This window comes from Streptomyces canus (genome assembly GCF_030815415.1).
Taxonomy (GTDB): domain Bacteria; phylum Actinomycetota; class Actinomycetes; order Streptomycetales; family Streptomycetaceae; genus Streptomyces; species Streptomyces canus_F.
In genome coordinates this window covers 7166224-7179007 of the sequence record NZ_JAUSWW010000001.1, presented here as the reverse complement: position 1 = coordinate 7179007, position 12784 = coordinate 7166224, and the positions used below count along the sequence as shown (strand labels likewise).

10 protein-coding genes, 1 other RNA gene and 2 pseudogenes are annotated in these 12784 nt (G+C 64.8%); 4 read left to right on the top strand and 9 right to left on the bottom strand.

The genetic code is table 11. The annotated features are described in order from the left end of the window. Positions 1 to 478 precede the first annotated feature (478 nt). Together QF037_RS33230 and QF037_RS33225 are read left to right on the top strand one after the other, a co-directional pair. Positions 479 to 640: a hypothetical protein gene (locus QF037_RS33230; protein ID WP_307031646.1), complete on the top strand. Its 162-nt coding sequence runs from the start codon at positions 479 to 481 to the stop codon at positions 638 to 640. A 151-nt stretch (positions 641 to 791) separates the two neighbouring features. Beyond that, positions 792 to 2462 (top strand): AIPR family protein, encoded by a 1671-nt coding sequence (locus QF037_RS33225; protein ID WP_307031644.1) that lies wholly within the window; start codon positions 792 to 794, stop codon positions 2460 to 2462. A gap of 265 nt (positions 2463 to 2727) precedes the next feature. Here the strand turns inward: QF037_RS33225 and QF037_RS33220 are convergent, their stop codons facing one another. From QF037_RS33220 to QF037_RS33180, 8 genes and pseudogenes are all read right to left on the bottom strand, one after another. Further along, positions 2728 to 3567, bottom strand: coding sequence for a hypothetical protein (locus QF037_RS33220; RefSeq protein ID WP_307031642.1), 840 nt, complete (start codon positions 3565 to 3567; stop codon positions 2728 to 2730). A gap of 6 nt (positions 3568 to 3573) precedes the next feature. Next, entirely contained in the window at positions 3574 to 4641 is a 1068-nt protein-coding gene (locus QF037_RS33215) for a DNA adenine methylase (protein ID WP_307031640.1), read from the bottom strand. A gap of 103 nt (positions 4642 to 4744) precedes the next feature. After that, positions 4745 to 5273: pseudogene (locus QF037_RS33210) on the bottom strand (NUDIX domain-containing protein). 1326 nt (positions 5274 to 6599) lie between these two features. Beyond that, positions 6600 to 7006: RNase P RNA component class A (gene rnpB, locus QF037_RS33205), an RNA gene on the bottom strand. A gap of 115 nt (positions 7007 to 7121) precedes the next feature. Then, positions 7122 to 7835 (bottom strand): annotated as a pseudogene (locus QF037_RS51070) (DMT family transporter); the annotation flags it as partial. An 82-nt stretch (positions 7836 to 7917) separates the two neighbouring features. Next, positions 7918 to 8742, bottom strand: coding sequence for an AraC family transcriptional regulator (locus QF037_RS33190; RefSeq protein WP_307031634.1), 825 nt, complete (start codon positions 8740 to 8742; stop codon positions 7918 to 7920). Between the two features lie 84 nt (positions 8743 to 8826). Then, complete coding sequence (locus QF037_RS33185) at positions 8827 to 9348, bottom strand: TetR/AcrR family transcriptional regulator (protein ID WP_307031632.1); 522 nt, start codon at positions 9346 to 9348, stop codon at positions 8827 to 8829. After that, a complete protein-coding gene (locus QF037_RS33180) occupies positions 9341 to 9784 on the bottom strand; it encodes a DUF4260 family protein (RefSeq protein ID WP_307031630.1) in 444 nt (147 codons plus the stop codon). Before QF037_RS33180 ends, QF037_RS33185 begins: the two co-directional genes overlap by 8 nt. Positions 9785 to 9979: 195 nt before the next feature. On the opposite strand from QF037_RS33180, the gene QF037_RS33175 reads away from it, so the two are divergent. Both QF037_RS33175 and QF037_RS33170 read left to right on the top strand, forming a co-directional pair. Continuing rightward, positions 9980 to 10729 carry a MerR family transcriptional regulator gene (locus QF037_RS33175; protein WP_307031628.1) on the top strand — a complete coding sequence of 250 codons (750 nt, stop codon included), beginning with the start codon at positions 9980 to 9982 and terminating at the stop codon, positions 10727 to 10729. Continuing rightward, positions 10726 to 11334: a hypothetical protein gene (locus tag QF037_RS33170; RefSeq protein WP_307031626.1), complete on the top strand. Its 609-nt coding sequence runs from the start codon at positions 10726 to 10728 to the stop codon at positions 11332 to 11334. Before QF037_RS33175 ends, QF037_RS33170 begins: the two co-directional genes overlap by 4 nt. On the opposite strand, the gene QF037_RS33165 is transcribed toward QF037_RS33170, so the two are convergent. Further along, complete coding sequence (locus tag QF037_RS33165; protein WP_307031624.1) at positions 11282 to 12709, bottom strand: RNB domain-containing ribonuclease; 1428 nt, start codon at positions 12707 to 12709, stop codon at positions 11282 to 11284. The genes QF037_RS33170 and QF037_RS33165 overlap by 53 nt on opposite strands. Positions 12710 to 12784: the final 75 nt, after the last annotated feature.

The window sequence follows — 12784 nt, the reverse complement described above, 5'->3', positions numbered from 1 at the left end:
GGTCGAAGCGCCGGAAGACCATGTCCATCGGATCCGCGCCCGGCGTGCCGGACGTTGTTGCTGATGTGCGCGACATTGCCGCGGCGCCCGAGCGCGGAGGCGGCCGCCGACACACAACGTGAAAAACCGCCGCCCCGATCCCCGGCGGCACGCACCGCCCGTCCACCCGCAGTCCCCTGCCCCCATTCTTCTTTCTTGGGGGCGAGCGCGGGGTGTGCAGAGGGGGATGTCGGCCTGCCGACCACGCCGGCGAAGCCGCGTTGACCTGTGAGTATGCCGACCGCGGCGGGGAGGGACGTGTCGCTGTCGGTGCGGATGTCGGTGCTGATGCCGGTCGAGTCGTAGGCGGTGTTGCCACATCGTAACCGTGGTCGGGGCTTCGTGGTCGCTGGTGCGGTCGGGGTCGGCTGCTGAGGTGACTGCTACGCGTAGCGCCGGACAGGACGGCGCCACCCCGTCCAGGAGAGGTGAGTCCACCATGACGGACGTGGATGCCGGCGGTGGCGACCGGCTGGCACTGGCGGTGCTGGTGCAGTACCGGATGGCCACCGCCGAGCAGATGCACCGGGGTGATCGCCCCCCGAGGTGTGTATCGAGCAGACCAGGCACCGTCCGGCGAAGTTACGAGATGAAGGGCTGATCGACGGTGTCACCCTGCCCCGGGCCGGACGTACGCACCACATCCACTCGTAGGCCCTGCCTCAGGAAAAGCCGCCGAACCACTCAGGCACACCCGCTGGAGATGGTCAAAAGTACTGTCCCAATGAGAGGTCCGCCAGTAGCGTTGCTTCATGAGCGAACTGCACCTCGCACAGATCCGTCGGCACTTGGAGGCAAGTTTCCTCCCGCATGTAGACATCGACGGCGCTAAGCAAGAGCACCACCAACTCTCCCGGGCCGTTGCAGCCCTAAGCATTTCGGAGCGCACGGGACTGTCCGACAACACATCAGGTAAATCTGTAACGGATCACGCTCTTGATGGCGGCATCGACGGGATCGCCTACGCGGCTGATCGCGCGACGCTGGTTCTCGTGCAGAGCAAGTGGACAGGGGTAGCAAATACGGGCATCGAGCAAGGTGACGTTCTGAAGTTCATTCAAGGCGTCCGACAGCTCATCAATAACGACTGGCACAGTTTTGGCGGGCCGATTAGGGACCGGCGGGCAGAAATCGAGGATATTCTCTTCCAGCCTGGAACTCGTCTGGAACTCGTTGTATCGACGACCGGTACTTCGGAGCTAGCAGAACATCAGAAAAAGGCGTTGGACGAATTCTGCGCACAGATGAATGACGCAACGGAAATCGCCAGCTGGGTATATCTCAACCAAGAACGTTTGTATTCGAGTGTCGCTGCATCACGCAATGCACAGATTGACCTGTCCGTGAATCTTCGCAACTGGGGTATCTACCAGGAAGCTGGTTGCATCGCCTACTACGGAACTGCCTCTGCCCAGGAAGTGGTGAAGTGGTACCAAGAGCACGGCGACCTGCTCTTCTCACGCAATATTCGCGGAGCACTTGTCGGAACCGATATCAACGAAGCCATCATGTCCACCGCGCGCACAGATTCGTCACGATTCTGGTTCTTCAGCAACGGGATCACAGTCATCTCAGAGTCATTTCAACAGGCCCCTCACGTAAACCAAAAGTCTGGGAACTTTAGTTTCCGCCGAGCGAGCGTCGTCAACGGTGCGCAGACCGTCAGCTCCTTGACGAAAGCAGCGGCCACCAATCCTGAGCTGCTCGAATCGGCTGATGTATTCGTCAGGTTCGTCACCCTCGAAGATCCAGATGGAGAGTTCGCCCGACTTGTAACCAGGCGAACGAACACACAAAACCGTGTCGGAGGAAGGGAATTTGTCGCCCTGGATCCGGAACAGGAACGCTTGAGGATGGAATTCGCTGTCTCCGGTCTGCGTTATGCATACCGGTCGGGGGAGTCGGTCACCGACCCAGCCAAGGGATGCGATCTCACTGACGCAACCATCGCTCTGTCCTGCGCATATGGTGTCACCGAAGCCGTTCTGGCGAAGCGAGAAATCAGTCGCCTTTGGGAGGACACTTCCCGAGCTCCATACAAGGCCCTTTTTAACCCGTCAGTCTCCGGATCTCGGCTGTGGGCAGCCGTAGAACTCATGCGGGGAGTGGACCGGGCGCTAGAGGAGCAACGCGAGGCACGCGACGGCCGCGATCGGCTTGTAGTGGTTCACGGAAACCGTCTTATGCTTTGGGCGGTCATGAAGCATCTCAAGCTGCAGGCCGTGCAGGGGTCGCACAACTTCACTTCTCCATTCACGGAGGAAAGAATCCGCCAAACGACCTTCAGAGCAGCCGAACTTCTGGTGTCCCTTGTCAGCAGACACTATCCCGAGGCGTACCCGCAGCCTCTCTTTAAAAACCAGACGAAGTGTCGGGACCTGGGCACACGCTTGCTGCAGGAACTCGACTCCAAGAAGGTATGACGAAAGGGGGCATTTAAAACTATCGAGCGCGAGGAGAAAGTATTTGCGCACTCGACAGAATCACCACCGCCTGATCCTCATTCTGCGGATCAGGCGGTGGATTTTACTTTCACTTCTGTGCCTCTTGGCTCATGACTGCCCAACTGAGGTCCGTTAGCCCTCGCGAACGCCTCCAGCGCCAATTTCAGCAGCAGGACCAAGCATGATGTTGATCATCCCAGCCCCGCCAGAGCCTCGCTTATCGTGGCAAATATGAACGAATCGACTACAGAAGTCGCGTTCGTCGGGCAGCGTCCTCAAGGTCATCCCTGAACTGAGCAAGGCTGGCCACATTGTACAAACCGTCGATCTTACGCTCCATCCAAAGTTGATGGAGACTGCGCAGGTCGGCTTGACGGCTCAGCCATCCAATCCCATCCACCACCGCAAAGATGAACTGCCTAGGCATTCTCACGTCGGCCATTTCTTTAATCTCTCTGACCGCGTCCGTAAGTTTTGACCCTGTTGAATCGAAACCCTTTGCCGCCACGGCAATCTCTGCATTAAGGCCATTCGGGAGCACTAGGTCACAAGGAGCAGTCTGGTTTCCAACGCCAACAAAGCGCGTTCGCACGCTGTACTGCAAGCCTAGTTCTTTAGCGATTTCCTCAATTCTATCTTCGAGACTTCTCCCAGAATTTCCGGCACGTGCAGCACTACGTCGACCGCCACCGCGTTCAGCCAGTAGATCACCGAAGCTGTACGAGCGGCCTCGCTGCGCCTCAATAGCGGCCACGAGGCCGAACTCCTCATCCAGCTTCTTTACAAGTTCATCTGGAGATCGCCGCGCGAGAGTGACCCAACCACTCGTCCCGAACAACTGTTTCAGGTTGTTCTTAAACTTCTCCTGCGGAAGCCCTACAGCAAGCCCGAGAACATGCCCCCAATCGCTATGGGTAGAAACCCATAGCGCAAGAGATTCTCTGCTTATTTCCGGAAGACTGTCTAGCGAATTTCCGGCCTGTTTGATAAGCGCCGAGTCAAAGGTATCTAGCGTCGGATCAACATGCTCCGTCAGACGCGTAAGAGAGTTGAGGTAATCGTCAAAAGTGGAAGTATCAGGCACTGAACCCTACCGTCCGATGAAAATGTACTCTGAAGCATTTCGACGAGCCGCTGTGGCGTGCGTACCAAATGAATACTTATGGTTAATCGAGATTACCTCCACATCAGATTTTACTTCAGAAAGAATCCGCTTGATCGTTTCCACGTCCGGGACAGCATTTGATGAATAGGAGAGGACAATGGTCGACTTTGAAAACCTATCGAACGTGCGCAGCAGGGCATCTTCGATAGTCTTCTTATAGGAGAAAGGGGTGAACTTCTTAACCAATTTCTTGGTTTTCGTGTTCTCCATGATTTCCTGCCCTCTCCAGTAAACGGAGAGCCCTTCCAGGAAGTGGTACCGCTTTACATAGCAGTTATCGTCCTTGGGTGGCGCGTACGGGGGATCGAGATAGACGAGGTCAAATCCGTCGGCGGAGATATCGAATACCTCCCCTGTGACGGCGTTACAATCCATCTCATTGTCGAATACTGCCTGATTGTACTCTGCGGCACGCTCGCGGAAATGTTCACGCAGGGGGAGGTGCAGGTCGCGTCGGCCATCGTCATACCGAAGATCCGTGAATGTAAAAACGCCACGCGGTTGTTTACGAGCTGCAGACAAAACTAGGGCAGCAATTGCCAGGTCACGCTTAGCCCCGGACATGTTGTCGATATGCGACCATGCTGCGTCTAGGAAAATCCTGTCCTCATCCGTGAAATACATTCCCTTAAATTTCGACTGAATAAAGTCGCGATCATCAGCCGCCGGACCCGTGATGAGATCAATATCTGCGTCACTGAGCACCTCGCTTTGATTTGCGACGGCAGCACGAGAGATCACGGTAGGGAAGTTCAGGAAGTCATTCGATGTCACCGAGTAGCCCATGGCCTTGAGCAAGTATGAGACGACCCCGCTACCACTGAAGGCATCGAGGGCTCTAGTCCCACCAATCTCAGCAAAGGTCTCCGCCAACTGTGGAACCAATTTGTACTTGGACCCCATGTAGCGCAGTCGTGGGAAGTTTGCCGCCTTACATGCGGCAAGAGTCGGGGTCGTCGTCTCCCGAGTCCACTCGGGCACCATGAGGCTCATGCCGATCACCCTACAAGGAAGAGGGGTCAACCAAGCATGCATGTACGAGGTCGGTCGAAATTCTCACAGTTTTTCTGCGCCAGGCGCCAGAGGATCTCGGCGCTCAGGCCGGCCAGTCGGCCAACGACACCTGCGCTCCGCCACGCAAGTAGTGATGGAGTGCACTGCAGTCGTGTCAACAACAGCTCAGGTACAGCGTCTTCGCCCACCGGACCTGAGCATGCTTTCGAGGCTCGCGGTTCCGGGCTCGCCGGTCCATTGGGCGACGAAGACGACGGTGAGGAAGCCGTTGGGGACTTCGACGCCTCGAGCGCCGTGGATGATCTGGACGGCTGTGAGGGACTCGGGCTCCACGGTCAGGCCGCTCTCTTCGTACAGCTCGCGTACGGCGGTTTCGGTGACGGGCTCGCCAGGCTCACTCTTGCCGACGGGGAGGTCCCACGTGCCCTGGGTAAATTTGACCGTTTTGGATGCGCTGTAGGAAGACGACGCGGTTGGTGGCCTGGTCGTGGACGATGACGGTGGCGATCAGCAGGGTCATGGATTCGAGGGCGGGCGGCAGTGCTGGGGGCTGGCATCGGTTGTCCGCTGAGCCGCGGTTCGTGTCCTTTCGTCGGCCGGTTGGTGGGCAGCTTTAGGCCAATGCTTCGCGTGTGCGGCGGGCGAGTTCGGCTGCTCCGACTGGGGTTTACGGCTCTGCTGGGTAGAAACCCAAGCCTGCGATGATGGGACGTCGGCCAGCGGCTTCGGCGCGCCCGTTAGGTACCGGATCTCGGCCAGTGTGCTAGATGAGGGTGGTCAGAACGCGGGCGGGCTGGCGAGCGGTGTCCATTCGCGTTGTGCAGCGGCGTCCTTGAGGTGCTGGCGGGGTTGATGGTCGCGCGCTTCGGCGTCGGCGAGGACAGTGGCCAGGGTGGGCCAGCTGAGGTCGACGAGGATACGGGCGGCATAGTCGGGGACGGGCGGCGCGTAAATCGCTGGGCCAGGGTGAGACGGAGCTGTTCCTTGGGCTAGCGATTCCCCAGTTCGGCAAGCATGGGGCTTATGGCTTGGTCAGTGACGGCGTGTAGATGGTGGACGGTCTGACTGATGAGACGGGCTTGGTGGGCGTGCTGCTTGGCCTCGTGTCAGCGCCGCTAGAAAACTGCGGACCAGACAAGGGCGGCGAGCAGGGCGTCGAGGGCACTACCGTCCAGGGCAAATAGCAGTGTGGACGATGCCTCGGGCTGCAATGCGTACTGCGTCGGTATCACAGTCTTCGACCCGGATCTGTAAGCGTGGGCGAACGCCTTTACTGTGGCGTTGAGTTCGGCACGCAAGTTGACCGGCGCCCGTTGGGCGGTGGCTTCGATTGTTCACCGAGGGCGACGATGTGGGCCTGGGACGCCCGTCGCCTCTGTCGGTGAGTTAAGCGTGAAGGGCGTCGATGGCCTGCTGCCAGGGGGTGGTCGGCTTGTTGCAGCGGGCAGGCAGTGGGGCGGTGCTCTTTGGGTATGACGGCTTCCAAGCGGGCTCTCAGTTTGGGCAAGGGGAGGTCCCGGGCGATCCTCTTGCCCGATTGGAAGGTCTGCTCTCCTTCTCGTTGAAGTCGCCGGGATATCGCAACATAGCCCCGCGGAGATCTCCAGAGCCTGAACTTGATCGCGACGCCGTCGGCTCGAGGTAAGCGAGGAGTTCCTCTGCAAGCTGGTCTGCTCCCACGAACGCTCCGCCGCGGACCACCTCCCACCTCACGGCAATTGCAAACTGTGGACAGAGCAACAACGTGATGTCCCATCGCCCCGAACCAGCTCAGAGGCATGATCCTCCGCTCCAGGGACTTTTCAGGGAACTTCAGCTCTGTCCGAGGGACTTTTTGAGGGACTTTTCGCTGCTTAACGCGGCAAGCCCCCGAAAGGTTAGAAAGCACCTCCGTCGCAGATAGGAGACCATTTCCGCGGCAAAACCGCGGGTAGCGGCAGACGAGTCGGGCTGTACGCCGGGTTCTGTCGCCCGACCGCCTCGCGGCGGCCGGGGAGACGGCCATCCATCTAGGGCCGACGTTGCCGCCGGCCTCGTGCGGTCTACCCAGGGACTCGGGCGGGCAGCCCTCGAACGTCCCCGCAGAGCGCTTTTGACGGCGCTCCTTTTGACCTTGCTCCAGGTGGGGTTTACCTAGCTGCCCAGGTCACCCTGGGCACTGGTGGTCTCTTACACCACCGTTTCACCCTTACCGAGGACCGAGGTCCCCGGCGGTCTGTTTTCTGTGGCACTGTCCCGCGGGTCACCCCGGGTGGCCGTTAGCCACCACCTTGCCCTGTGGAGCCCGGACGTTCCTCGGGAAGCCCCCGTCAAGGGGACTCCACGCGGCCGTCCGCCCGGCTCGTCTGCCGTGTCGACCATGTTACCGGGCCCTCATCCCTCGCAGGACCGGCCGCTGTCGCCAGCACCGAGCCCGCGAGGATCAGGGCGAACGAAGCCCCCACCCCGACCGTCAGCTTCTCGTCCAGGAACAGCACCCCCGCCGCCACCGCCACCGCCGGGTTGACGTACGTGATCACCGTCGACCTCGTCGGACCGACCTCCTTGATCAGTTCCAGGAAGGCGACGAAGGCCACCGCCGTGCAGATCACTCCCAGGCCGACCAGCGCCAGCACCACTGAGGCCGAGGGCATGGCAGCGGGCCAGGTCATCGCGGCCGGCGTTGCGTACACCAGTGCCGCCAGGCCCAGGCACGATGCCGTGAGCTGCAACGACGGGACGTCCCTCAGCCACCTCGCCGCGATCAGCGGGGCCGTCGCGTAGCCCACGACCGTGACCAGTACCTCCGCCAGCGAGCGGGCGTCCCCGCCCGTCAGGTGCGGGACCGTCAGGATTCCCACCCCCGCCAGACCCAGCCCCAGGCCCGTCACCCGCCTCGCCCCGAGCCGCTCCGTGTCGCCGAAGAAGCGGGCCAGCGCCACTCCCACGATCGGCACCCCGGCGATCAGCAGACCCGCCGTCGAGCTGGACAGGTGGCGTTCGGCGTCCGTCAGCGTGAACCACGGGCCGATGATCTCGATGCACGCGAAGGCCAGCATCGGCTTCCAGGCCCGCCTGACCGTCCCACCCAAGCCCCTCGCCGCGAACGGCAGCAGCAGCACCGCGCCCAGCGCGCATCGCGTGAACACCACCACCGACGGGGACAGCGGGGCCTCCACCGCCACCTTGATCATCAGGTAGGGGATGCCCCAGACCACTCCCATCAGGGAGAACAGGAACCAGCCGCGTGCAGTCATGCACACACTGTCGGCCGGATCAGGGCCTGCGGTCTTGAACGCTGTTGCGGTATGCCGCCGGGGTCACGCCCAGGACGCGGCGGAACCAGCGGGTGAGGTGCGCCTGGTCCGCGAAGCCGACGAGTGACGCGACCTCCGCCGGCCGCAGGCCCGTGTCCAGGAGGCGGCGGGCGCGGGTGACGCGGTACTGGGCCAGCCAGCCGTACGGCGGCAGCCCCATCGTCGTACGGAAGGCGCGGAGCAACTGGTAGCGGGACAGGCCCAGTTCCGCGGCCAGCGCCGCCAGTGACGGGGGGTCCAGGAGTTCGTCGGCCAGGCGGTCCCGTACGGCTACAGCGATGCGGTCCGCGCCCGGGATCGTGTCCGTCGTGGGCCGGGCCGTGGAGTGGCGGCGGGCCAGGGCCGTGAGCAGCCAGGGCAGGCGGGACTCGGTCTCCAGGGGGTCGGGGCGGGCGCCCAGTTCGGTGTGGGTGAGGAGGATCGCCGAGGCCAGTTCGGGGTCGTCTATCAGTGGCTCGCGGAAGTGCGGGACGCCGCCCGGCGTTCCTTCCGTCAGCAGTGAGGTCTCCGCGTACAGCGCGCGGTAGGCGTAGCCGTCGGTCGCGTTGCCGGGGCCGCCCGTGTGCACCTCGCCGGGGGCGAGGACGACGATGGAGCCGGGGCCTGTGCGGATGTGGCCGCCGCGGTAGTCGATGACCTCGGTGCCGTCGACGCAGACGCCGACCGTGAACTCGTCGTGGGCGTGCGGGGCGTAGACATGCTTGTCGAAGCGGGCGGTCAGAAGGTCCAGGGACGGTCCGCACCGGCCCAGCCGGGCCCTTGTCCACAAGGCCTGCTCACCCATCCGACGCCCCCCTTCCCACCAAGCCTTCCCACCGAGCCTTCCCACCGAGCTCGGCCCGCCCATGAGTCGGTCACGGGACAACTCTCAGGGGTGGAACGCCTTCAGGCCTCGTTTCCATGCCGCCCCCAGGTCGGCGTCGTCCGGAAACCGTCCGTGGATCTCCAGGACCACCATCCCGTGGGCGAAAGCCCATACCGAACGGGCCAGGTCGAGGTCGCCGCCGCACACCCGCATCAGCGGCGTCGCGGCTCGTTCCTCCAGGCCGGCGGGCAGCGCGGCGCGGGGCAGGGGGCGTTCGGTGGCGAGGCAGTAGAGGTGGGGGTGGTCCAGGGCGTAGGTGCGGTAGGCCTCCGCCAGGGTCAGGAGGGAACCGGGGTCGCGTTCCTCCGCCGCCTCCATCGCCGCCGCCGACTCCTCCAGCATCTGCGCGATCAGCTCCACCTCCACGGCGTGCTTGTCGGGGAAGTGCTTGTAGAGGGAGGGCGCCTTGATGCCGAGGCGGTCGGCGAGGGTCCGCAGGGTGAGTGCGGTGGGCCCGGACTCCTCCAGGAGGGTCCGGGCGGCCGTCGCGATCTCGCGGGCTCGGGGGGTGAGACGGTCAGTCACGCTGGAAGCCCTCCTTGGTTCCACGCTGGAAGCCCTCCTTCGTACGCAGTCCGTAGCCGAAGGCGCGATCGTACGAGATGTGGGCGAGCCAGCCGCACAGGGCCGCGAAGGCGGGGGCCCAGGCGAAGAAGGGCTGGAAGGCGTAGGCCAGCAGCAGGACCAGCGGGATCAGGGCCCGGTGCATGGCGTTGTAGTACGGCACCGCGCGCGGCGGCAGCTGCCCCTTCGCCATCCGGGGCGCGTCGTCGAGGGCCACCACGAAGGTCAGGTCCGGCAGGACGAAGAAGGCGAGCGCGAGGGTGCCGGCGAGCCAGCCGTGGTTGACGGCCTCCAGGATCGCGAAGGCGGACCAGAACAGGGCGTTGGCGAGCCATGCGCTGCGGCGGGCGAGGGAGCGGACCGAGCGGTGCGTGGTGGTGCTCGTGACGGTGCTCATGGCTGCCTCCGGGACGGGTCGATGGCTCGATCGCTGGATGGGACTCGATGGGTGGCTAACACCGTTATCCCCATGTCCACGAAGGTACGGCTAACGGCGTTAGCCGTCAAGAGGGGGCACCGGCCACCGCGCCGACACCACCCACGGCGCGCCGCCGCTTGACCCTGCCGCAGCGTCAACGTCTCTACTGATCCCATGCGGATCGGAGAACTCGCCGCGGCCGTCGGCGTCACCACGCGGACCGTGCGGCACTACCACCATCAGGGGCTGCTGCCGGAGCCGGAGCGGCTGGGCAACGGGTACCGGAACTACACCCTGCGGCACGCTGTCGTACTTGCGCGGATCCGGCGGCTGACCGAGCTGGGGCTCGGGCTCGCGGAAGTGCGGGACGTACTGGCCGATGACACGGCGAAAGAGCTCACGGAGATCCTCCAGGAGCTGGACGAGGATCTCGCCCGGCAGGAGGCGGCGATCCGGGAGCGCCGGGTACGGCTGCGCGCGCTGCTGGACGCCGACGAACTGCCCGCCGAAGGGCCCGTCTCCCCCGAACTCGCCGCGCTGTTCAGTGAGATGGCCCCGCTCTCCGACTCCCCCATGGCCGCCAAGGACCGTGAGGTGCTCGCCCTCATCGAGGCCGCCGCGAGCCCTGCGGAGCGGGAGCGGATGCTGTCGGCGGTGAACTCCGTGCTCGCCTCGCCCGAAGGGGTGGCCAGGGCCAACGAGGCCTACGCGCTCCTCGACGCCCTCGCCGAGGCCTCCGTCGACGATCCTCGCGTGGACGACGCCGCCCGCAAGCTCGCCGACAGCACACCCCGCGAACTGCTCCCCGAAGCCGTCTCCCTGGACCACGGCAGCAGCTTCCTGCGCGCCTTCTACGCCGACTTCGCCCCGGCCCAGGCGGAGGCCATCCGTCGGGCCATGCGCATCCTCACGGAGGAGACATGAAGACAGCGGCCTCCGCCCTCGTACGGCATGAACTGCGGCTGTTCGTCAGCCTCGCGCTGTGGATGGCCCGGCGGACGCACCAGACCGGCCACGGACAAGGATTCGGATACGCCCGTGGCGAGGGGCCGTTGATGTTCGGGTTGGCGTTCGTGTGCGTGATCGAGTCGGTGACGATGTCCGTGCTGCTGCGGGATCTGCCCGCCGTACACACGCCGGTCCTCGTGCTGGACGTCTATACCGTTGTTTTTGTCGTCGGCATGCACGCGGCCGACGTCGTACGGCCCCACGTGCTCGACGCCGACTCCCTCCGGATCCGCCGCGCCGCGCACGTCGACCTCCGCATACCCCTGCACCACATCACCGGCGTACGGCTCGAGTTGCGCGCCACCCACCAGCGCACCGAGGGCGAACTCGACCTCGCCATGGGCGCACGGACCACCGTCACCCTCGAACTGGCCCAGCCGGTCCGCCACTTCACCTTCCTCGGACGCCCGAAGCAGATCCGCCTCGTCCGCTTCCACGCCGACGAACCCGACGAGCTCGTACGCGCGGTCACGCAGGCACGAAACGCACCGTCGGAGCAGGTTCAGGGTCGGCCTGTGTGAGGCGGACCCGCAGCCGCTCGCCCAGGGACAGACCGGCGCCCTCGACCCGTCCGATCACCGCCGGTGACTCCAACTGCACCACGCCCACCGTCGGTCGACGCTCCTCGACCTCCACCACGCACCCGTCGAACACCTCCCCCACCCGGTCCTTCAGCAGGGCCGCCTCGACGATGTCCACGCAGGCCCGCTCCACCGCGCCCGCGCGCCGACCGCCCTCGGCCATTTCGCGGGGCAGCGCGTCGAACGCGGCCAGGACCCAGTCGGGCACCGGCTCCCCCGCCATCGCCGCGAGGCAGATCTCCGACGCGTACCGGTCGGCCAGGCGGCGCAGTGGTGCCGTGCAGTGGGCATAGGGCGCGGCGACCGCCGCGTGGGTGGTGATGTCGGGCAGTACGCCGTCCCGGAAGACCGTGTAACCCGCGCCCCGCAGCAGCGTCGTGCACTCCTGGAGGAACGCCGCGTGGTGCGCGACATGCGGGTCCAGGGAACGGATCAGCGCCGCGTACGACATGTGGTGCGGCCAGTCGATGTGCAGGGCGTGGGCCGTGCGGCGCAGGCGGCCGACAGCGCCGTCGGGGGCGGCGGGGAGGGTGCGCAGGACGCCGGTGCCGTGCGCCAGCATCAGGTCCGCCGCCGCCATCCCGGTCAGCAGGGAGATCTGGGCGTTCCAGCCGTCGGCGGGGAGCGCGGCGCGGTAGGTCAGTTCGTACGTCCCGTCCCGCTCGACGATCTCCTGTTCGGGGACGTTCAGCGAGATGCCGCCCCGCTCCACCTCCAGCGCCTCCCGCAGCCGTCCGATCACCTCCAGCAGAACCAGTGGCTCCTCGGCCGTCTTCGCGTCGATCTCCTTCTGCATGCCCTCGTAGGTCAACTTGGCCCGGCTGCGGACCAGGGCGCGGCGGACGTCGACGGAGACGGTACGGCCGTCCGCGTCGAGGTCGATCGTCCACAGGGCGGCCGGGCGCGTCCGGTCCGGGAGCAGGCTGGCCGCGCCCTCGCTGAGGGAGACGGGGTGCAGGGGGACCTTCTCGTCCGGGAAGTAGAGGGTCATCACGCGGCGGTGCGTCTCCGCGTCGAGGGCCGATCCGGGGACGACGAAGGCGGCGACGTCCGCGATGGCGTACCGGACGCGGTAGCCGGTGCCCCGGCGGGAGAGGTGCATCGCCTGGTCGAGGTCGGTGGAGGCGGGCGGATCGATCGTGAACAGGGGGATGTCGGTGGCGTCGTAGGACGGGAGGACGGGAGGTGTCCCGGCGTCCGCCGAGGCCTGCGGCGGATACGTCTGCGGCACCCCCAGTTCGGTGCGCAGCGCTGTGAGGGCGGCCCGGAGGGGGGCTTCGGGGGCGCCGGTCACGCGGATGTGGCGGCGAGGCATACAGCGAGCGTAGGGCCGGGGACCCCGGGGAGCACGCCGTACGCTGTCGAGAGCTGTACAGGATCTACAGCCGTC